Source organism: Pseudoalteromonas sp. Xi13, assembly GCF_003952205.1.
In the GTDB taxonomy this organism is placed as follows: domain Bacteria; phylum Pseudomonadota; class Gammaproteobacteria; order Enterobacterales; family Alteromonadaceae; genus Pseudoalteromonas; species Pseudoalteromonas atlantica.
The window spans coordinates 789,681-809,752 of the sequence record NZ_CP034440.1 but is presented as its reverse complement, the minus strand read 5'-3'; the positions used below and the strand labels follow the sequence as shown (position 1 = coordinate 809,752).

18 protein-coding genes and 1 pseudogene are annotated in these 20,072 nt (G+C 41.4%); 14 read left to right on the top strand and 5 right to left on the bottom strand.

Annotated elements, in window-relative coordinates; all coding sequences use genetic code 11:
* Nucleotides 1–109: 109 nt before the first annotated feature.
* From EJ103_RS20010 to EJ103_RS19980, 7 genes are all read left to right on the top strand, one after another.
* The gene (locus EJ103_RS20010) at nt 110–787 is read left to right on the top strand and encodes a haloacid dehalogenase type II (RefSeq protein ID WP_126009657.1); all 678 of its coding nucleotides are present in this window, start codon (nt 110–112) and stop codon (nt 785–787) included.
* A 368-nt stretch (nt 788–1,155) separates the two neighbouring features.
* Nucleotides 1,156–2,694 (top strand): aspartate aminotransferase family protein, encoded by a 1,539-nt coding sequence (locus EJ103_RS20005; protein WP_029771776.1) that lies wholly within the window; start codon nt 1,156–1,158, stop codon nt 2,692–2,694.
* The gene (locus EJ103_RS20000) at nt 2,694–4,013 is read left to right on the top strand and encodes a SidA/IucD/PvdA family monooxygenase (protein ID WP_126009655.1); all 1,320 of its coding nucleotides are present in this window, start codon (nt 2,694–2,696) and stop codon (nt 4,011–4,013) included. The genes EJ103_RS20005 and EJ103_RS20000 overlap by 1 nt, the downstream gene beginning before the upstream one ends.
* Nucleotides 4,010–5,188, top strand: coding sequence for an MFS transporter (locus tag EJ103_RS19995; protein ID WP_126009653.1), 1,179 nt, complete (start codon nt 4,010–4,012; stop codon nt 5,186–5,188). The genes EJ103_RS20000 and EJ103_RS19995 overlap by 4 nt, the downstream gene beginning before the upstream one ends.
* A gap of 25 nt (nt 5,189–5,213) precedes the next feature.
* Entirely contained in the window at nt 5,214–7,562 is a 2,349-nt protein-coding gene (locus EJ103_RS19990) for a GNAT family N-acetyltransferase (RefSeq protein WP_126009651.1), read from the top strand.
* Nucleotides 7,555–8,193 carry a hypothetical protein gene (locus EJ103_RS19985; protein ID WP_126009649.1) on the top strand — a complete coding sequence of 213 codons (639 nt, stop codon included), beginning with the start codon at nt 7,555–7,557 and terminating at the stop codon, nt 8,191–8,193. The genes EJ103_RS19990 and EJ103_RS19985 overlap by 8 nt, the downstream gene beginning before the upstream one ends.
* A complete protein-coding gene (locus EJ103_RS19980) occupies nt 8,177–9,256 on the top strand; it encodes a heparan-alpha-glucosaminide N-acetyltransferase domain-containing protein (protein WP_126009647.1) in 1,080 nt (359 codons plus the stop codon). Before EJ103_RS19985 ends, EJ103_RS19980 begins: the two co-directional genes overlap by 17 nt.
* A 37-nt stretch (nt 9,257–9,293) precedes the next feature.
* On the opposite strand, the gene EJ103_RS19975 is transcribed toward EJ103_RS19980, so the two are convergent.
* Nucleotides 9,294–10,160 (bottom strand): LysR family transcriptional regulator, encoded by an 867-nt coding sequence (locus tag EJ103_RS19975; RefSeq protein ID WP_126009645.1) that lies wholly within the window; start codon nt 10,158–10,160, stop codon nt 9,294–9,296.
* A gap of 101 nt (nt 10,161–10,261) precedes the next feature.
* On the opposite strand from EJ103_RS19975, the gene EJ103_RS19970 reads away from it, so the two are divergent.
* Nucleotides 10,262–10,762 (top strand): lactoylglutathione lyase family protein, encoded by a 501-nt coding sequence (locus EJ103_RS19970; RefSeq protein ID WP_054982007.1) that lies wholly within the window; start codon nt 10,262–10,264, stop codon nt 10,760–10,762.
* Between the two features lie 159 nt (nt 10,763–10,921).
* Here the strand turns inward: EJ103_RS19970 and EJ103_RS19965 are convergent, their stop codons facing one another.
* Together EJ103_RS19965 and EJ103_RS19960 are read right to left on the bottom strand one after the other, a co-directional pair.
* Nucleotides 10,922–11,185, bottom strand: coding sequence for a hypothetical protein (locus EJ103_RS19965; RefSeq protein ID WP_126009644.1), 264 nt, complete (start codon nt 11,183–11,185; stop codon nt 10,922–10,924).
* A gap of 368 nt (nt 11,186–11,553) precedes the next feature.
* A pseudogene (locus EJ103_RS19960) lies at nt 11,554–12,369 on the bottom strand (transposase); the annotation flags it as partial.
* A 170-nt stretch (nt 12,370–12,539) separates the two neighbouring features.
* Here EJ103_RS19960 and EJ103_RS19955 point away from each other — a divergent pair.
* Nucleotides 12,540–12,872, top strand: coding sequence for a gamma-glutamylcyclotransferase (locus EJ103_RS19955; RefSeq protein ID WP_126009642.1), 333 nt, complete (start codon nt 12,540–12,542; stop codon nt 12,870–12,872).
* 44 nt (nt 12,873–12,916) lie between these two features.
* On the opposite strand, the gene EJ103_RS19950 is transcribed toward EJ103_RS19955, so the two are convergent.
* The gene (locus EJ103_RS19950; protein ID WP_126009640.1) at nt 12,917–13,597 is read right to left on the bottom strand and encodes a hypothetical protein; all 681 of its coding nucleotides are present in this window, start codon (nt 13,595–13,597) and stop codon (nt 12,917–12,919) included.
* 107 nt (nt 13,598–13,704) lie between these two features.
* Here EJ103_RS19950 and EJ103_RS19945 point away from each other — a divergent pair, with 107 nt between their 5' ends.
* Complete coding sequence (locus EJ103_RS19945) at nt 13,705–14,580, top strand: LysR family transcriptional regulator (protein WP_126009638.1); 876 nt, start codon at nt 13,705–13,707, stop codon at nt 14,578–14,580.
* Between the two features lie 75 nt (nt 14,581–14,655).
* Here the strand turns inward: EJ103_RS19945 and EJ103_RS19940 are convergent, their stop codons facing one another.
* Entirely contained in the window at nt 14,656–16,737 is a 2,082-nt protein-coding gene (locus EJ103_RS19940) for a TonB-dependent siderophore receptor (RefSeq protein WP_126009636.1), read from the bottom strand.
* Between the two features lie 168 nt (nt 16,738–16,905).
* Here EJ103_RS19940 and EJ103_RS19935 point away from each other — a divergent pair, with 168 nt between their 5' ends.
* The 4 genes from EJ103_RS19935 to EJ103_RS19920 all read left to right on the top strand — a co-directional run bounded on the left by EJ103_RS19935 (nt 16,906) and on the right by EJ103_RS19920 (nt 20,072).
* Nucleotides 16,906–17,529, top strand: a complete 624-nt coding sequence (locus EJ103_RS19935) for a fused MFS/spermidine synthase (RefSeq protein ID WP_004586267.1) — start codon at nt 16,906–16,908, stop codon at nt 17,527–17,529.
* The gene (locus EJ103_RS19930; protein WP_126009634.1) at nt 17,522–18,406 is read left to right on the top strand and encodes a fused MFS/spermidine synthase; all 885 of its coding nucleotides are present in this window, start codon (nt 17,522–17,524) and stop codon (nt 18,404–18,406) included. Before EJ103_RS19935 ends, EJ103_RS19930 begins: the two co-directional genes overlap by 8 nt.
* A 119-nt stretch (nt 18,407–18,525) precedes the next feature.
* Nucleotides 18,526–18,999 carry a MarR family transcriptional regulator gene (locus EJ103_RS19925; RefSeq protein ID WP_126009632.1) on the top strand — a complete coding sequence of 158 codons (474 nt, stop codon included), beginning with the start codon at nt 18,526–18,528 and terminating at the stop codon, nt 18,997–18,999.
* Nucleotides 19,000–19,007: 8 nt separating this feature from the next.
* The gene (locus tag EJ103_RS19920) at nt 19,008–20,072 is read left to right on the top strand and encodes an HlyD family secretion protein (protein WP_126009630.1); all 1,065 of its coding nucleotides are present in this window, start codon (nt 19,008–19,010) and stop codon (nt 20,070–20,072) included.

Sequence of the window (20,072 nt, the reverse complement as noted above, 5' to 3'; positions counted from 1 at the left end):
ATAGGCGCTGCAATCGTGTTGTAAACTTTATTAATTTGAGCAATCGTTCAAAGTAAGTTAAGCTCAAAACGACTAACCTACAAGTATCTTAAATTTATTGGGAGCAAACATGGCAACCACACTCGCATTTGACGTATACGGTACGCTTATAAACACTCACGGCGTGCTGTCTTTACTTGAAGATATGATAGGCGATACCGCGCAAAACTTTTCAAATACATGGCGCGAAAAACAATTAGAGTATTCGTTTAGGCGTGGGTTAATGCAAAACTATATACCGTTTTCGTTATGTACCAAACATGCCCTAGATTACGCGTGTTTAGCGCATAAAACGCAGCTCAGTGATGATCAAAAGCAGCAATTGCTTGAGCAGTATAAAATTTTACCCGCCTTTGACGATGTTAAAAAAGGCCTTGAGCAACTTAAAGCGCAAAACTACCGATTGTTTGCATTTTCTAATGGCGCTGCTGATGCTGTTAATAAATTGCTCGAAACTGCAGATATTAGTGAGCTTTTTGAAGGTGTAGTAAGTGCCGACGATATGAAAACATTTAAGCCAAACCCAGGTGTTTACAGCCATTTCTTACGCGAAACAAATTCAACGGGCGCAAACACCTGGCTTATTTCGAGTAACCCGTTTGATATTACCGGCGCTATTTCACATGGTATGCGCGGAGCATGGATAAAACGCTCTGAGGATTCTATTTTTGATCCGTGGGAAATTCAGCCAACCACCGTAGCCACCGATCTAGTGGATTTAAAAAATAAGCTTGAAGATATCAATTAAGCTGCATTTTTACTTTTATATCCCTCTTTAGCACTTAAGGTTTAACCGAGTTGTAAAGGGGGTTTACTTCTTATAGTGGTACTGCCCACTTATAATACGTTCGCTTTTTGCTACCCCCTCTCATCTCTCAACTCTTATATTTTAACTATCGCACTATTTTACAAACTGTCATTATTTAGCACGCATTATGGCACCCTGTCATAGCTCATTTTATACACTTTGTTAGTTTTAAAAGTAATTCCTTATAACTAATCAGTCACTCCTAATTGCGAAAATAAACCTATATCTAACCCTTAATCATTATTGTAAATGCAAATTGTTACCATTAAGATCCTCAACCCCAATACAAGTACAACCAAGGAGCGAATATGTCACAATTACAATCGGCGCAGCTCAGCCCTGTCGAAAATAAAGCAATATTTGAGCAAAACGGGTTACCTCCTCAATTTAATCTCGATCAGTTTATTAACTACCAAATAGCGTCGTTGCAGGGGCTTTCGGCTGTACAACAAGCTATGGCTAAAGCGCAAAAGCCGTTTTCTGGCGTGTCTGTTAATACGCTTGCCGCCACTGTAAATGATGTCGATTTAGCCAAACCTCTAGCTGATTTCCCAGCGGTATTAAACGAGCTTAAAAGTGTGTATTTAGATCACGCTGTGTATTTTCATCATCCGCGTTATATGGCGCATTTAAATTGCCCCGTTACGTACCCTGCGGTTGTGGCTGAGCACATCATTGGCGCAATCAATACGTCGGTAGACACCTGGGATCAAAGCGCTGGCGCGACCCTTATTGAACAAAAATTAATTGATTGGAGCTGTGAAAAAGCAAAATTACCTAGCACTGCTGATGGTGTTTTTACCAGTGGTGGTACGCAATCGAACTTAATGGCCATGCTTGTTGCTCGCGAAGTTGCAGTGAGCCGCTATGCACCTAATCATGAAGTAAAACTGCAAGGCTTGCCTGAAGTAGCCTCACGTTTTCGTATTTATTGCTCTGAGGTTGCACATTTTAGTATTCAAAAGGCAGCGGCATTACTGGGCCTTGGTTATAACGCGGTAGTGCCCGTGGCTACAAACAATAAAATGCAAATGGATATGGACGCACTTAACCACGCAATTGCGGATTCTAAAGCTAAGGGCGAATTACCTATCGCTGTGGTAATTACCGCAGGTACAACCGATTTTGGCTCAATTGACCCTGTTGAAGACATAGCAAAACTTGCTAAAAAAGAGCAGCTTTGGTGCCATGTTGACGGCGCATACGGCGGCGGATTATTGGTAAGCGAGCATCACCGAAGTGCCCTAAACGGCATAGAACAAGTAGATTCAATTACCATTGATTACCATAAATCGTTTATGCAGCCGGTTAGCTGCAGTGCTTTTTTATTAAGTGACAAACGCCACTTTAGCCATATTACCCTTTACGCTGACTATCTAAACCCGCTTGCTGAGGCCGGCAATGGCACGCCAAATTTAGTTGATAAAAGCTTACAAACCACACGCCGTTTTGATGCCTTAAAACTGTGGTTAACACTGCGCACCATGGGTGAAGCGCCACTTGGGCGAGCGTTTGATAAAGTAATTGGCCTTGCTCGTCAAACCCATATTGTGCTTAACGACCACCCTGATTTTGAAGTTATAAATTACCCAGAGCTTAGCGCACTGGTATTTCGCTTTGCGCCAGAGGAGCTAAAACATAACCCCGATTTACTAGACACCCTAAACCTGCACGTACGCCAAACATTCTTAAATACTGGTGAAGCCATGATTGCGCGCACCAAAATTAACGGCCGTCATTACCTTAAATTTACGTTACTTAATGCCCAGTGCCAATTGAGCGATGTGCGCGCCGTGCTTGAACAAATTAGCACTATTGCGTGGCAAACGTATAAGGAGCAAAAATAATGAGTAACCAACCTTATGACTTTATAGCCATTGGCCTTGGCCCATTTAATTTATCGTTAGCGTGTTTAAGTGAGCCACTGGAGGACGTGAAAAGCTTATTTTTAGAGCAGCGTAGCCAATTTGATTGGCACCCTGGAATGATGCTAGAAGGTGTTACCTTGCAAACGCCGTTTATGTCTGACTTGGTGACCCTTGCAGACCCTACCAGCAAGTACAGTTTTTTAAATTATGCCAAGCTTAATAATCGCTTATACCCATTTTATATTCGCGAGAGCTTTTTTTTACTGCGTAAAGAGTACAACCTCTATTGCCAGTGGGTGTGCTCGCAGCTTAGCAACGTAAGCTTTGAGCAAAGTGTAACTAAGGTTGAGTTTTGCCAGCAAAGTGAGTGCTATACCGTTACCTGTAAAACCCCAAATGGGGAGCAGCACTATGTTACGCGCCACTTAGTGCTTGGCACCGGCCCTGCCCCATATATCCCTGATTGTGCAGTGCAAAGTAATTCTAATAATGTACTGCACAGTAGCGATTTTTGCCACCGCCTTGATGAGCTAAAAGCGGCTAAACGCGTTACGGTTGTAGGGGCTGGGCAAAGTGCTGCTGAAATTTATCACACCTTATTACAACAAGCTGTGCCACAAGGCTTACAACTAGATTGGATTGCGCGATCGCCACGTTATTTTCCGCTGGAATACACTAAACTCACCCTTGAAATGACCTCACCTGAATATGTTGATTACTTTTATAATTTAAAAACTGAGCAACGAGATTGGCTTAATCAAAATCAAAAAAACTTATTTAAAGGCATTAATGGCGATTTAATTAATGACATTTTTGACACCCTTTACGCGCAAAGCCTAGATGGGCCCATTTCTACCACATTTAAAACTAACAGCAAGCTTACTAATACACGTAAAAGTGCTGGTCGCTTAGTCACTGAGTTTTATCATCAAGAGCTAAATGAAGCCTTTGAAATAAAAACCGATTACTTAATTTGTGCCACAGGCTTTAAATACAAGCGCCCTGCTTTTTTAAACCCCATTGCACAGCAACTCCCAGAAGATGAACAAGGCCGCTACTTAGTTAGCCGCGAGTATGCGGTAGATAGTGAACAAAAACGTATATTTGTACAAAATGCAGAGCAGCACACCCATGGCTTTGTAACCCCCGATTTAGGCATGGCGTGTTATCGCAACAGTATAATTTTGCGCGAAATACTCGGTTCTGCGCCGTATCAGGTTGAACAAAAAATTGCTTTTCAGTGTTTTGATTTAAGCGATGTAGAAACCCATTCACAGCAAAAGAGTAACGCCGCATGAGTTTACGTTTAGCGCTTATTTTGCTTACGGTTATTTCGGTCGTGTGCGACACCTTATTACTGCCGTTTTATCCGCAATTTTTTGCCAGCGAATTTTCTGTAAGTAACCCCACACTTATTGGCGTGTTTGTAGCTAACTGTTGTATTACCGTTATGCTCGCGCTGCCACTGTGGGCAAAGGTAGCCAAAAAATACCACGAGCTGGCTCTTTGGCTTGTAACTCAAGTGATTGCCGCCTGCTTTGGTTTACTTTGTTATTTTGCAACTAACGTGTGGGAATTTTGGTTTTATTATCAGCTTATGTTGGTGCTTAAAGCCAGTTACCTGCTTATTTACCCGTTTGCACTGCGTTTAGAGCAGCAAAGTAAGCATCTTTCTATTATTGGCTTGTTTTCGGTACTTATGCACTTTGGTGCTATTGGCGGCGCGTTAGTGGGCGGGTACTTTTTTAGTATAAATGCACCGCGTTATGCATTGTTATTAAGTGCTGCGGGCGATGTTATACAAGTGCTGTTGTGCGCCTATTTAATGGTGAGCTTAAAGTTAGGTATTTATCAGCACGCGATTGAAAGCGAAAAACCGCGTACTCGTACGCCGTACTTTATTTGGCAATTTTGCTTTATAAGCGTGGTGGTTTATTTTAGCGCGTTTTTAATTAGGCCGTTTTTTACGACCCACTGGCAAGGTATGAGCGCGCAAAGCAGTGCATTCCAAAGTGCGCTTGTGTACGCCATTCCTGCTTTTGCAGCCCTACTTATGCTGTTGTTTAACCACTTTAGGCAGTACTTACCTCTTCCTACGCTTAGCCGCACTAGCACGCTATTGTGTGCACTTATTTTTGGCGCTATTGGGCTTTATTTACAGGCGCAAGAGTCGGTGTGGTTAGTGGTTAGCTCACGCGTTTTATACGGTATAGCATTGTTTCAGGTCATGGTTTTATTAGAAGTGATGCTGTTTGCTAAAAGCGAGCCTGCTCACTACGGCAGTGATTTTGCCAAAGTGCATGTTGCGCAAAATATTGGCGTTATTTTAGCGTCGTTATTAGTGGGCATGAGCGTGGAATATTTTAATACCACCGTGCCTTTTTACTTTGCTGCCATTGGCTTTGCAAGCCTTGGCGCTATTTTGCTATGGCGCGTTAAATTTGTTGGCCAAGCTGCACACACAGCCACTTAATAATTAAAAAGATTTAGGAGTTTTTATGTATTTTTCATCTTTTGTAACCACGTTACAACACACAGGTAATGTGACTATGCGGTTACTACAGCAAAGCGATATGCCCATAATTTGCCAGTGGCTTGCTCTGCCTTACGCCCATTTTTGGGGTATGAGTAAACACACACACGAGCAAATGTGCAGCGCCTACCAAGATATAATTAACAACCCGCACCATCATGCCTATGTTATTGAGCAAAATAATGAGCTGCTTGCCTTAGTTGAGCTTTACAGCCCAAAGCACGACAAACTACTCGCAGCCGCCTATGAGGTAATGCCAAACGATACCGGCATGCATATTTTACTTGCCCCAAATACACAGCCTAAACGCCATTTTAGTTTTGAAATAATGCAGTGCGTATTGCACAGTATTTTTACTCATAATGCCGATGCACGCGTAGTAGTAGAGCCTGACATTGCCAATAGTAAAATTCATACCTTAAATAAGCGTTTAGGCTTTGTGCATACTAAGCAAATAACCCTTGGTGATAAAAACGCCTACCTTGGGTTTTGTAATAAAGCTGCGTTTGAAACGCACGTTAATTTACATCACAAAGCGCAAACGCCAATAAACACCGACTATATAAAGTTTGACCACTGGCAATGGGCAAACAGGCACTTACAAAGTAAAGCCATTAGCGAACTGGTACACGAGCGCTTATTGGTTGCAGAGCAAACCCCACAAGGTTTTAAAGTAAATATTGAAGGGGGTTATTTTATATTTAATGGCCGTGCTATGGCGCTTAATCATATAGATATAGACGAGCCAAGCTTATGCTTTTATAACCTTAATAATGAGCAAGCAGAGCTTGATGTACTGCACTTTTTTAGTGTACAAGGCCCTGCGCTGGGTTTAACTGGCGAGCGTTTAGCCACTTACCTTGAAGAGCTTAACGCCACACTTGCGAGTGCCTGTTATAAACGCGAAAACAACACTCTTAGCGCAGCCGAACTTGCGCAATTAGGGCTACAACAAATAGAGGCCGCAATGAGCGAAGGCCACCCCGCGTTTGTGGCTAATAATGGCCGTATTGGTTTTAGCAAAACCGACTTTTTGCGCTATGCGCCAGAGGTGGGTAAACCGTTTAAAGTATTGTGGTTAGCGGCGCATAAAACAGTATGTGATTTTGCTTATAGTGAATACTTTAGTGATTACCCAAGCCATATTAGTGGTGAGCTTGATTTAACCACCCGTGATGCGTTTAACAAAGCGCTAAAAACGCAAAACCTAAACCCCGACGACTACCTATTTATGCCTGCCCACCCGTGGCAATACCAACATAAATTAAGTGTGGTGTTTGCCAACGAGTTTGCCTATAACCGCTTAGTGTATTTAGGTGAAGGCGACGATTTATATCAAGCGCAGCAATCTATTCGCACCTTATATAACTGCTCGCATCCGCATAAGCCGTATTTAAAAGTGGCGCTGTCTATTTTAAATATGGGGTTTATGCGCGGGCTTTCGCGCGCTTATATGGCGGTAACCCCGGCTATAAATGATTGGGTGTTTAATAAAGTAAACTACGACCCCACGCTTAGTGCGTGCAATTTTACAGCACTAAGAGAGTACGCCACCTTAGGGTATTCGCATCATACCTTTGAGCAAAGCGCGTTGGACGATACACCGTACCGTAAAATGTTTGCCTGTTTATGGCGCGAAAACCCAAACCATAACTTACAAAATAATGAGCAGCTCACCACCATGGCCGCCCTACTGCACCTAGATAACAACGGTAAAAGTATGGCAGGTGCATTAATAGATCAAAGTGGTTTAAGCACACATGCTTGGCTGCAACACTATTTTAACGCCTATCTTATACCGTTGGTGCATAGTTTTTATGCCCATAAATTAGTGTTTATGCCGCACGGCGAAAACCTTATTTTAAAGCTTAAAAATTCAGTGCCTGTGGGCGCTTACATGAAAGACATAGGTGAAGAAGTGGCGCTGCTTAATAGCACTGAACCTTTACCTGATGAGGTTTCGCGTATTCATATTGCTATGCCAAAAGAGCTTGAATTACTGAGCATATTTACCGATGTATTTGACTGCTTTTTTAGATACCTAGTGGCTATTTTAGTAAGAGAAGAGCGCATTACCGAGCACGACTTTTGGCACGGCGTTGCGCAAAGTGTTAAAGCGTATCAACAGGCTAACCCTGCCTTAAATGCGCGTTTTAAAGAGTATGACTTTTTTAGTGATGAATTTGCACACTCTTGCTTAAACCGCTTGCAGCTTGGCAATAATAAACAAATGGTTGATTTAACCGACCCAGCAGGCAGTTTACAGTTTGCCGGAAGTTTAAATAACCCGGTATCGGCAAAGTTGTATGGTTAAGCCTGTAACCCTTGCGCACTTTTTATTTTTCCCAGGTGAGCCAGCTACTGCGGCTCACCCAAGCTTACATTTAGTGCGCACATTAGCGATTAATTGCAAGGCACATTACCCACATGCGCCAGGGCAATTTATTAGCCGGCATTTATATTTGCAGCTTTGTTGGCAAACTATTTATGCCTATTGTTATTGGCATACTTCTAAACAAAATGCACATAACCCCACGCAATTACAGCTTAAAATTAATGGCGCTTATAGCCGAGGGTTTAACCTCAGCGGTGCGCCTATATTAAGTAAAGCTGAGCAAAACACTGCACTTATTGAGTTTATTAGCTGTGTAGGTAAGTGGATCAATACAGATTATGCGCTGGGAAAAAAAGAGCAAGGGCGCTTATTAATCGACACCCTTAACAGCGCATTTGAGCGCGCCCATAGCTTAAATTTAGCAAGCGCTGATCACACTACACATTGCCATCAGCAGCTACACAATTTAATCAGCAATGACTTTAATTTAAACACCCCATTTAAATTAACGGCCGGTCGCTTAACGTGCTGTCGTTATTATTTAGCTGGTTACAGCAAATGCCAAACCTGCCCTAAAAAGGATATTAAAACCAATGAACACACGTCTTAAAACGATAGACCTTGCCCGAGGTGCGAGCGTTTTTATTATGATTTTGGTACACACCCTATGGATGTACTCGAGCACAACGCTTCAAAGTGAGAGCCTATTTGGTGCTGTTATTCATATACTTGGCAAAGGCACAGCCTCGTTTTTGGTGGCAATGGGGCTGTCTATGGCGCTTTCGCGCAGGCAAACCCCCATGTTATTAATTAAGCGTGGTATACAGCTTTTACTCCTTGCGTATTTGATGAATGTGGCAAAGTTTTGGCTACCCATTGAGGTATTTAATACCATGCCCGAGGCATTTATAAATGCCTATGGCTGGCAAAGCCCGCTCAGTGCTGGGCAGTTACAATTTATGGTGTTAACCGGTGATATTTTACAACTTGCTGGGGTGAGCTTAGTGCTGTTTGGCGCGCTTAATATTGCCCGCTGGAAAACCACATGGATTGCATGTTTAGCCATGGCTATTGCACTTGTAAGCCAGTTAGTTAGGGGGCAGCAGTTTGCGCTTTCGCCTTACATTAGCGATTTGTTTTTTGCTAATAACTACCAAGTTTATTTTCCGGTATTTCCATGGGTAAGCGCTATATTAACCGGCTACGTGCTTGGGCGTGTATATATAAATAGCCAGCATAATGCAGCGTATTTATTTAATGTGTGTGCAAAGTTAGGGGCTGCATTATTAGTGATTGGTTCAGTGTGGTTATTTATTGATTTTAAAGGCCAGTTTGGTAACTTTTTTCACTTAAATGGCGGCGGTATTATTTATTTAGTGGGTTTAAATTTATGTGCGTTAGCGGCCATAGAGTATGTATTTGCTAATAAATTCAACGGCCCTATTACACGGGCTCTTTTGTATGCGAGCAAACATGTAACGGTCCTTTACATTATTCAGTGGGTGCTTATTTGCTGGTTTATGGGAGTGTTTGGTTATCATACGCAGTCGCTTGTGCCAACGCTGTGCCTAATGGCGCTTATGAGTTTACTCACTTTTGCAGTACACAAAATGTATTTGCAAACTAAGCTAACCTTATTTGGTTTTAAGCAAAAACCTAAACGTGCAGCTTAAACTGTAAAGGGGCTTTACGGGCGCGGTTACACGCGCCCTAGCCTGCCTTTATTGCTTCAATTACTGTATTCATGCGCTTTGCCATTGGCCTATTTCGGTGATGGCACACATAAATATTTTCGCTAATCGGATTAGCTAAGTGGTGCGTTTTAATAAGCGCAGGTTTATTAAATGCGCTAACGGCATGCGCAGGTAAAACCGTAAAACCTAGCCCTAAACTGACCGGCTCCAGTATTAAACTTATCTGGTTAGAAAACCCCGTGCGTTTAATTTGATCAACATGTTCAAACTCACTGTAGTTTTCGCTTAGTAATAGCTGCGCGTGGTGTTTTGCATCGGGGTGGCCAATAAAGCCAAGCTCACATAAAACCTCCCATGTTGGGTTTTTAATATGTGCGGGGGTGACAAGTAATAAAGCTTCTTGACCAATTTTGTGGCTGGTAACTTCGCTAAGCGTGGGGGCTTGGGTTAAAAAGCCTATGTCGGCACTGTGGTTTGCCACCGCTTGCTCTACACTGGTATTAGGTGCAAAGCGATAATCAATATTAAGCTCGGTATGCTCAGCCTGTAATGCTAATAATTGGCTATAAAATTGTAGCCCACAACTACCAGGCGATTGTATTTTTACTAGGCCGCTGTAAGGCGAGTCATCTTTTAATTGTTGTTCTAAAAATTGCCATTCTTTTAATAACAAGCTGCCTTGCTGATACAAATTTTGCCCACGTACGGTAAGGGTAAATTGTTTGCCATGGCGCTCTAATAGCGCGCAGTTTACTTGCTGCTCTAGCTTTTTAATGTGCTGACTTACGCCCGATTGGGTCATAAAAAGACGCTCGGCGGTTTGGGTAAAATGATTTACCTCAACCAACGTACAAAACGTATTTAACCATGTTGGATTTATCATTACAAAACGTACTCAAAACGATGATTAATGATAATTTTACTTAATAAGTACGGGTTCGTAAACTAACTCCATCAACTAATCACAGTTAAAGAGGAAGCATTATGAGTCATACATATCCACGTAGTTTTTCGCACATTGGTATTTCAGTACCAGATGTTGAAAAAGCCGTAGAGTTTTACACTAAGGTGATGGGCTGGTACACCATAATGGAGCCTACCGTGATCACTGAAGATAACAGCCCCATTGGCGAAATGTGTACCGATGTATTTGGTCCAAATTGGGAAAAATTTAAAATAGCGCACCTTTCAACAGGCGACCGCATTGGTGTAGAAATTTTTGAATTTAAAGACCAAGAAAACCCTAAAGACAACTTTGAATACTGGAAAACCGGTATCTTCCATTTCTGTGTACAAGACCCAGATGTTGAAGGCTTAGCGGAGCGCATTGTTGCTGCAGGTGGTAAAAAACGTATGCCAGAGCCACGTTACTACTACCCTGGCGAAAAGCCGTACCGCATGATCTACATGGAAGACCCGTTTGGTAACATCCTTGAGATTTACAGCCACAGCTACGAGCTTATTTACAGCGCAGGCGCTTATTAAACGTAGCTCGTTTAAAAAAGTTTAGCTAAAAACAAAGGCCGCAGTATTTATTTACTGCGGCCTTTTTGTTTTAAATAGACTTGTAGATTATTAATTTGGCTAATTTAGGGATTGTTACTGCTAAATAAGAAAACAATTAAAATTAAAATGACACCCATTTCAAATGCTTTTAATTAAGATATACATAAGCACAAAAATAGCAGTGACACTAAAAACGACACCAGTTAAAAAACCAGACTCCCCTTCCTTACACCACGTACCAAGTGAAAACTGTTTATTACATTCTTGCTTTAATTCAAAAACACTCATGTTCTTATTTGTTTTCAAACGATAGCCAGGAAGAAAAATCTCACCAACTCTAAGTGCACTAAAGAGATTAAGGTAAAACAAAATGACCAATAGAACCGATATTAAGCTAACCATTTTAGGTCCTTATAATCCAATCAAAATTTTCAATAAATCTATCTACCTATTATTACAGCAATAAAATCTAATATAGTAGCCTTCATTGCATGTATCAGAAAGGTGGATCTGACTATAAACTCAATTAAAATGACACCCATCTTAAATTCTTCACAAGAATATAATTTATTTAAGCTGACACCCACTTTAATTATTTCAAAAAATCGACTTAATTAAATGGCTAATTTAAAAATATGTAAGCTCAAGACATATTAAAAGGCATATACTGCGGTTATTTTAAAAAATGTGCTGATATTTATGTATTTAACTAAATTGAGGGCACGCTGAAACCAGCATTTAGGCTGTTTTTTAAATGAAAGAAGGGTTTTTTAGGCTAGTAGCTTTTCGCAATTACTAAAATTAACTCGTCGCTTTTTATTTAAATGCTCGCAGTAATTTACATGTGATTGCGGCTTACCTACAGCGCCATGAAATACGCGTGTAAAGTCTTTAGTGAGTTTTAACCAGTTCTCTGGTGCTATGTTTACTCTTTCTAATAAAGGGAGCTGAGTGCTTTCAATAAAACCTGGTTTATCATCGCGAATAATGCGCCCTGTGAGCTCAACTAATTCGAGGTAATATTTAAGCTCGAACGGTAAACCTATAGGCATAAATTTACAGGGTTTACCTGCAAATTTTAAAAGTTGTTTGGGTTGCTTTGCGTTTTTAGCGCCCTGAATGCGCTTTTGCACGCTGGTGAAGTTTGAGCTCTCGGGGGTTTTAGCTACTTTTGCTCTTATTGGGTTTAAATCAACGTAAGCCATGCAAGCTGCAAGGGCTGCTTCATCAAGAAGAGCTTGTGATTTAAATCGCCCTTCCCAAAATCGGCCAGTGCATTTATCTTCTTTATTAGCTTTTCGGGCAATGTGTTCGTTTAAAACGCGCATAAACCAGCTAATGCTAGATAACCTTTCTCTGTATTGAATAATAGTTTGGCTTAAAAAGTATCGCTCTGTACTGCTAAGCGCCTCACCTTGTAAAAATTTTTGTGTAAGTGGTGTGCCTTTACATAGCTTATGCCAGCGTAGCAATATAGCCTTGTCATTCAACCTATTCGCTTTTTTATCATCAACATAAAGCACAATATGCGTGTGATTACTCATAATTGCATAAGCACATATATCAATACAAAATATTTTAGCGAGGCTAAATAGCTTTTGATGAACCAATTAAGAAAGTAGATGCTTATTGCGTAAAGTGCAAAAATAAAGGTGGGTGTCATTGTAAGAGTAAAATTTCACTCGGGAATTTTTTCATATTTAGTTAAGCTTTAGCTTAGTCAAACATAATCATTAGCCTTAATTTAGGAGTTTACGTGTTAGAAGCACTATTTGTATATGGCACCTTGTGCCCAGGGCATCCGAACGAACATATTCTTGCCAATATTGGCGGTACGTTTGAGCAAGGCAGTGTAGTTGGCAATTTAATTAACGAGGGCTGGGGCGCCAAAATGGGCTTTCCTGCACTGGTATTAGACGAAACAGGCCAAGAGATAAATGGCTATGTGTTTAGCTCAACTAATTTAAAAGATCACTGGCATGTGCTCGATGAATTTGAAGGCGATGCGTACTCACGCATTTTAACGCAAATAAAATTGTTAAACGGCGAATACGTTCTGGTAAATGTATATGCTCTTAACGTTAAGTAATCTATATAGCAGCGCTTTTTAAGCTAAAGCGCTGCTAGAATTTTTTAATTAACTGAAAAATCGCGAGTTTCTAAATAGCTTGGTACGCTTTTAAAACAGGCCTGTAACTTACTTGCAAGCGCTGTGGTTACTGGCGCATCACATTTTAATTTGCCATTATATTTTCCGTTAGTTAGTGCTACTAAACTGAGTGAGTCATAACTTGGTTTACTTTGTATTTTATGAATTATCAAGCCTTGCTCTGCTGAAACCTTTATTAAATCAAACTCTTCTTTTGCAGGTTGTGTTATAGCGAGCTTTTTTACATATAACGGACTTTTAAAGGTCAGCTTTGTCGAAAACAAAGCCGTACCTTCGCGCTCAAAATGGCCATTAAACACAGTGGTGTTTAATGTGGGTGTCAGCTTATTTATTAATAAATTCAAATCAAATTTGGTTGGTAAAATGGTGATCTGAGTTTGTTTTTTTAGTGATTCGTTTAGTGCTTTTTTGATTATTTTAAGATGGGTGTCATTGGTAGTTACTTCGTACACTATTTGGTAGTTGTGTGGGGGGGCGTATAAAGGCATGTGGCTGGCAAGTACTTTATCGCCGGCTAATATAAGCGCCATACCATGAAACCCCACATAGCCGTGGGCTTTATGTGTATTGTGTGCCTTGTGCTGAGGGTCGCTTGCTAGTGCTGCACTTGAGAATAAAATAAAAATTAGCAGTATGTGTTTCATGTTAATGCTCAAAAATAAATATAGCGCCACTATAAGTCGATTTTTATGTATTAATAATCGATAATAAGTTATTAGTTGTTTCCTTTTAATCAATACGGTTTGGCGCTATGCATTTAGATGACATTGAAAAAGTAATTCATATGGCGGGTTCGCAAAACCTGCACACAACCGCTAAGCATTTTAATATTACCCCAGGGGCGCTGTCTAAAACGCTGAAAAAGGTTGAGGCAAACTTAGCCACGGAGCTGTTTAATCGTGTGGGGAAAACCTTAGTACTTAATGATAAAGGCAAAGAGTTTGTTAAGCACAGTAGTGATTTAGTTCATAATTACCAGCAGCTTACTAGCCGCTTTAAAAGCGATAATCATAAATTTAATGCGGTTATTGCAGGCCCTGCCATTTTACTTAAAAGTGGCCTTAAAAAGCTGCTTACACCTCTTAGTAACCTGCCCTGCTCGGTGCGTATTAATAATGTGTTTGAAGGTGAAGCCATAAGCCAAGTTGCATCAGGCGCGGCGCATATTGCGCTAGTAACTCGCGAGGCATTAAATAACAGCTCACATACCAATTTAGTGGCGGTTGATGTATTTAATACTGGGTTTAGTGTGGCTGGGGCCGCTGGGCATCAGCTAGTAAAAACTGGCTCTTTAACGCTCAATAAAAACCAATTATTAGAGCTTGCTTTTGCATGCCCATTGTTTTCACCCCTGTGCGGCCTTGAGCAAGGTATAGGCTCCGACGGCTGGCAAGATAATATTGCACCGCGCAATATTGTATTTAGATGTAGCGATTACAGTGCATTAATAGAGGTGGTTCAAAGTGGCTTGGCGTTGGCGTATTTACCTAACTTTGTGATTGATGATTTAGGGCTTACAAAATTAACTGTAAAGGGGGTTAACAGTCATTACAGTGAAAGCATTGTAATGATATACAAACCTTCAAAGGCCGATGGTTGGCTTAATAAACTTATGCACACTTTATAAATGGGCTTAAAAATATAAAGCGCCTTAACCACTACATTAAGACGCTTTAGGATGAAAACTTTAATTAGCTAGCTATTAAAAGTTATACGCTAACGACATTTTAAATTGAGTTGGCGCACCTGGGTAAACCCATAAAGCGTTGTAGCTGCTTTCGGCGTAATCTTCATCAAAAATGTTATTAACACTTATATTAAGCTCGGTTTGTTCGGTTAAGTTAACGTTGCCAAATACGCCTACTAATTGGTAGCTTGGTAGCCTAAAACTTAAATCGGCGGCATCACCTAAACGGCTGCTGGTGTATTGGTAGCTTGCACCAAACTCAAGCTCTTTACCCATTACAGCTGTTTGGTGGCTAAGCGTAAGGTTTAAGTTATTTTTTGGTACATTAACCAGCGGGCTGCCTTTTTCAATTGGCACGCCCCAATCGGCATTAATAATGTCGTTTGCTGTGGTGGCATCTATATAGGCGTACGATAAGTTAAACGCGGTTGCATCAGTAATATAGGTGTTTAAATCAAGCTCAAACCCTTTACTATCGGCTTTACCAATAGGCGCTGAAAAACCAACGTTTACAGGGTCTGCCACTAACATATTACTTTTAGACGCATCAAAAAATGCCACAGTACCGTTTATGCCTAAGTATTCAAACTTAGCGCCAACTTCAAACGAGTCACTGTATTCAAAGCCAAACGGGTCGCCGCTTGCATCTGTGCCGCTTAGTGGCAAAAAGCCTTCTGAGTAACTGCTGTAAAAGGTGAGTGCGTTATTTAGCTCGTACACTACGCCAACACGAGGGCTTATTTGGCTTTCAGAGCTGGTCGAAAACACGCCGCTGTTGGTTTCTAAAATATCTTGGTCTACGCTGTCAAACCTTAGGCCCACTAATAGCTTAAATTTGTCGGTAATATCCATTTGGTCTTGAACATAAATACCGTATGCTTTTTGCTCTTCGTCGTTTTCGTAAAGCAGGCTTACTGCTGGGCGTTCTACATCGTAATTTGGCTCAAAAATATCAACGGTATAAGTGCCGTTACCGCCTCTATAGCGAGAAAGCGCAGTGCGTAAATCGTACTTGTATGCATCGGCACCTATTAATAAATGGTGCGTAATACCGGCTGTGTCTACACTGCCGCTTAGCTCAAACTTAACACTTAAATCTTCTACTTCGTAGTCGCGATAACGCTGCTGGCGAGTAAGTGTGCGGCCATCATCAAATAGCGATTGGCGCGATGGCGAAAGCTCAGCATCTGACGAAAACCCCGTTAACGTAGAGCTGCGGTAGTTTGCACCGGCCACTAAAGACCATTCATCGTTAATATCGTGATTTAAAGTAATTTGGTGCCCGCGCGAATACACCTGCGTGTCGCCATCGTTTGGGTTACCTAAATAGCGCGAGCTTGGTACGGTGTCAAAATCGTTATCGAGTACGACAACACCACGGTCAAATAACTGCGCTAAATCTACGTATTCAAACTCATAAGTCACACTGGTTGATGCGTTTATTTGATGATAAATAGACGGCGTAATTACCTTTTTATTGGTGTACACCTCATCGCGGTAGCTGTCGCTATCTTGCCACGCGCCATTTATTCTAAACGCGGTGGTGTCGTTAATGCCGTTAGTGTAATCGCCTTCAACGCGATTAAAACTGTCGCTGCCTAAGCTTAGTTTTAGCTCACCTTGCGGCTCAAACTGTGGCTTTTTAGTCACAATATTTACAGTACCGCCGGGCTCTGAGCGCCCATAAAGTGCTGAGCCAGGGCCTTTTAGTACTTCAATGTAATCAATGTTAGATACATCACGCGGGCCGCTAAAACCACGCCCACCGCTAAAGCCATTAATTAAATAGCCCGATGGCATGTTTTCGTTACCCGAAAGACCCCGAATAGAAAAGCTATCCCATAGTGCGCCACTGTTATTTTTACGCGAAATACTCGCTGAAAAATCGAGCGCGTCTTGTAATTTAGTAATGCCTTTTTGATCAAGCGCAGCACTGCTAACACTTACAATAGATTGCGGCATTTGCTTTTGAGGAATATCGCCACGGTATGCTTGTTTATAAGTAACCGATATTTTTTCAATTTCGTCGTTTTGCTCTTGCGCCACTGTTTGCGCACTTATGCCTAAGCAGGCTAAATAAACTAAAGAATACTTCATGATAATAGGGAAATCGAAGGTGTTATATTATAACAACAAGTTTAACATGTGTTACTTTATAACAAAACAACTTTTTAAAAAATCACAGAGCGATTACTTAATGCACTAGCGACTGCCCTGTCATCACGTTAGTATGGAGATCTCTTTAGGTTACATAACGATAATTACATGAGTATAAAAACAAACGCGTTAATTTATTTTTTAGCCTTTTGCAGTGGCTTTTGCATTATGGGTATTGAGCTATTAGGCGGGCGTATTTTAGCGCCTTTTTTTGGCAGTAGTGTGCACATTTGGGGCAGCATAATTACCGTATTTATGCTTAGCCTTTCTTTTGGGTATTTACTCGGCGGTAAGCTAAGTACTAAAAATGCATCGCTTACAAAATATGGCTTAATATTTTTAACTGCCAGTATTATGGTGGTGCCTATTGCGCTTTTTTCGCAGCCAATAATGGAATTTATTTTTACCCACATTGAAGATACACGCTACGGCTCGTTACTTGCCTCTACGGCGTTGTTTTTTATTCCTACCGTTATTTTAGGCATGATCTCGCCTTACTCGGTGCGTTTATTAGTCACCGACAGCCATAAAAGTGGCCAAGTTGCGGGCATTTTATATTTTGTAAGCACGTTGGGCAGCGCCTTAGGGACTATTATTACCTCGTTTTACTTTGTACTGGCGTTTGATGTAAACACCATTATAAGTGCCTTTGCGTTAACCTTGGGCCTGTTAGGTGTGCTGGCAATTACTGTTAATAGCCTTGCTGGTAATAAGGAGCTTGCCCATGCGTAACTGTTTATTATTTTCAGCGGTACTGTTTTCGGTTGCGGCGCACAGTAATGTAGTGCACGAGGAGCGTTCTTTATATCGCAATATTATTGTTGATGAAACACATGACCTACGCTGCTTAAAATTTAATACAAAAAGTAGCCAAACCAGCCAAAGCTGTATGTACAAAAACAACCCCGACAAACTGGTTTTTAACTACACAAAACTTACGTTTGCCAGCCTTTTAGTAACCGATAACCCTAAAAATGTGCTTATTATTGGCCTAGGTGGCGGTACGCTTTCTAATGTCATTCATGCGCTTTACCCTGCAGCTAAAATTCATAATGTTGAAATAGATCCCGCCGTTTTAAAAGTAGCCCGTAACTATTTTAACTTTATAGAAAACGATGCGGTCACCTCGAGCGTGCAAGACGGGCGCATATTTATAAAGCGCGCAGCCATTAAAAAGCAAAAGTACGATTGGATTATTCTTGATGCGTTTAACGGCGATTATATTCCTGAGCACTTACTCACCAAAGAGTTTTTTGAAGAGGTAAAAAGCGTATTGGCCGAGGGCGGTGTAATTGCCGCTAATACGTTTTCGAGCAGTAAATTATACGAACATGAGTCGGCAACTTACCACGCCGTGTTTGGCGATTTTATTAACGTAAGCCGTGCTAATCGCTCTAACCGTATTATTTTAGCGGGTGTAAACTCTATGCCTACTGAGGCGCAAATTAATCAGCGTATTAAAGCACTTAACCCGCGTTTAAAAAAATACGATGTAGATTTAAAAGCAATTAGTACCTATATGCAAAGTACCAAAAACAAGCAAGATTGGCCTGCCAATACAAAAGTGCTTACCGATCAGTACTCCCCTGCTAACCTCCTTAATTTTTAAATCCACAAATTTATGTAGCCCCAGTTTTGGGGCTTTCTTATTTGCAACCCCTCTCAATATTTACTTAGCACGCTAACTAATGCTAAAATACTTAGCATGCTAACTAATTTGAGGTGGTTATGACTACTCAAAAACCTTTTCACGAAACGCTCGATTTGACCATTATTGGTAACATGGGGCGGGTTCATAGGCTGTGCCGCGAGGCCATCACTTTAGCTGTAGAACCTTTAGGGCTTACGCAATCGCGCTGGACGGCGCTAACCTATATAAATATGTTGGGCGAGGGCATAACGCAGCTTGAGCTTGCGCAGAGTTTAGGAATAGAAATGCCCTCGCTTACTCGCACATTAAAGCAATTAGAAGAGCAGCTATTAATTACCCGTAAAGTTGATGAGCACGATAAACGCAGTAAAAAAATTTACTTTACCGAGCAAGGTGGGGCAATTTTACAGTCGCTAAACGAAAAACTCATTGATATTAAAAGCCAGCTATACAGCGGGCTAAGCACACAGCAACTCGATGCGCTTGCATATGGCATCGTCAATATGGAAAAAAACGCACTAAACTGTATTAAAAATCAAAGTAAAGAGTAAGAGACACAATGACACCAGATCAAAAATTTACTCGTTATGTAAGGCTTTCGTTAGCGGGTTTTGTTGTTATATTTGTTTACTATTTAATTGCCGACATATTTATGCCGGTAACGCCGCAAGCGCGGGTATATCATCCTGTGGTGCAAATTGCCCCGCAAATAAGTGGCCGTGTTACTAAGGTATTGGTTAATAATAATCAAACCGTAAAAGCTGGCGATGTATTGTTTGAAATAGACTCAGGCCCTTATAAATTAGCGCTAGAGCAGGCACAGCTCGCCCTGGACGACGCTAAATTACAAAACAAACGTTTAGACACCAATGTAAAAGCGCTGGAGGCGCAAATTTCGGCGGCCAAGGCAAAGCTGCACGAACAGCAATTACTTAATAACCGTGGCGTAGCATTATTTAAGCAGCGCTCTATTTCAGAGCAAGAGCTTGAAAGCATTAAAGCTAACTTTGAAGCAAGTAAATCAAATGTCGCCTCATTAGAAGCGCAATTGGCAGAAGCAGTACTTGCCCGCGGCGAAAGCGGCGCGCAAAACTTAGCGCTTCGCCATGCTGCAAACCAATTAGCACAAGCCGAGCTTAACTTATCGTACACCCAAGTGCGTGCGCTAAGCGCTGGTGTGGTTTCTAACTTACAACTACTTGATGGCGCATATGCGGTAACGGGTAGCCCGCTTTTAGCTATAGTGGCTAATAAGGCCGACCTTGTTGCCGATTTTAGAGAAAAATCATTACTAAATATGAAACCAGGTAGTTTGGCGCGAGTGGTATTTGATAGCCGCCCAGGTGAGGTTTACAACGCGCATATAAGCACGTTTGAGGCAGGCGTAAGCGATGGGCAACTCAGTGCAAATGGCTCGCTTAGTAGTACCGAAACCAGTAATCGTTGGGTGCGCGATGCTCAGCGCCAGCGTATTCATTTAGTGATGCCAGATAATGCTAAATTAATTGCTAATATGCCAAGTGGTGCCCGTGCCACTGTGCAACTATTGCCAGAGTCAACAATTGGGCAATGGTTAGCATCGGCTCAAATTAGGTTTATTAGCTGGCTACACTACATTTATTAA

What these genes read in the sequence shown, in the direction of transcription:
- EJ103_RS19920 (WP_126009630.1), top strand. Translation starts at nt 19,008, where the DNA reads ATGACACCAGATCAAAAATTTACTCGTTATGTAAGGCTTTCGTTAGCG.
- EJ103_RS19940 (WP_126009636.1), bottom strand. Translation starts at nt 16,737, where the DNA reads ATGAAGTATTCTTTAGTTTATTTAGCCTGCTTAGGCATAAGTGCGCAA.
- EJ103_RS19995 (WP_126009653.1), top strand. Translation starts at nt 4,010, where the DNA reads ATGAGTTTACGTTTAGCGCTTATTTTGCTTACGGTTATTTCGGTCGTG.
- EJ103_RS19935 (WP_004586267.1), top strand. Translation starts at nt 16,906, where the DNA reads ATGAGTATAAAAACAAACGCGTTAATTTATTTTTTAGCCTTTTGCAGT.
- EJ103_RS19925 (WP_126009632.1), top strand. Translation starts at nt 18,526, where the DNA reads ATGACTACTCAAAAACCTTTTCACGAAACGCTCGATTTGACCATTATT.
- EJ103_RS19950 (WP_126009640.1), bottom strand. Translation starts at nt 13,597, where the DNA reads ATGAAACACATACTGCTAATTTTTATTTTATTCTCAAGTGCAGCACTA.
- EJ103_RS19930 (WP_126009634.1), top strand. Translation starts at nt 17,522, where the DNA reads ATGCGTAACTGTTTATTATTTTCAGCGGTACTGTTTTCGGTTGCGGCG.
- EJ103_RS19945 (WP_126009638.1), top strand. Translation starts at nt 13,705, where the DNA reads ATGCATTTAGATGACATTGAAAAAGTAATTCATATGGCGGGTTCGCAA.
- EJ103_RS19985 (WP_126009649.1), top strand. Translation starts at nt 7,555, where the DNA reads ATGGTTAAGCCTGTAACCCTTGCGCACTTTTTATTTTTCCCAGGTGAG.
- EJ103_RS20010 (WP_126009657.1), top strand. Translation starts at nt 110, where the DNA reads ATGGCAACCACACTCGCATTTGACGTATACGGTACGCTTATAAACACT.
- EJ103_RS19965 (WP_126009644.1), bottom strand. Translation starts at nt 11,185, where the DNA reads ATGGTTAGCTTAATATCGGTTCTATTGGTCATTTTGTTTTACCTTAAT.
- EJ103_RS19970 (WP_054982007.1), top strand. Translation starts at nt 10,262, where the DNA reads ATGAGTCATACATATCCACGTAGTTTTTCGCACATTGGTATTTCAGTA.
- EJ103_RS19975 (WP_126009645.1), bottom strand. Translation starts at nt 10,160, where the DNA reads ATGATAAATCCAACATGGTTAAATACGTTTTGTACGTTGGTTGAGGTA.
- EJ103_RS19990 (WP_126009651.1), top strand. Translation starts at nt 5,214, where the DNA reads ATGTATTTTTCATCTTTTGTAACCACGTTACAACACACAGGTAATGTG.
- EJ103_RS20005 (WP_029771776.1), top strand. Translation starts at nt 1,156, where the DNA reads ATGTCACAATTACAATCGGCGCAGCTCAGCCCTGTCGAAAATAAAGCA.
- EJ103_RS19980 (WP_126009647.1), top strand. Translation starts at nt 8,177, where the DNA reads ATGAACACACGTCTTAAAACGATAGACCTTGCCCGAGGTGCGAGCGTT.
- EJ103_RS20000 (WP_126009655.1), top strand. Translation starts at nt 2,694, where the DNA reads ATGAGTAACCAACCTTATGACTTTATAGCCATTGGCCTTGGCCCATTT.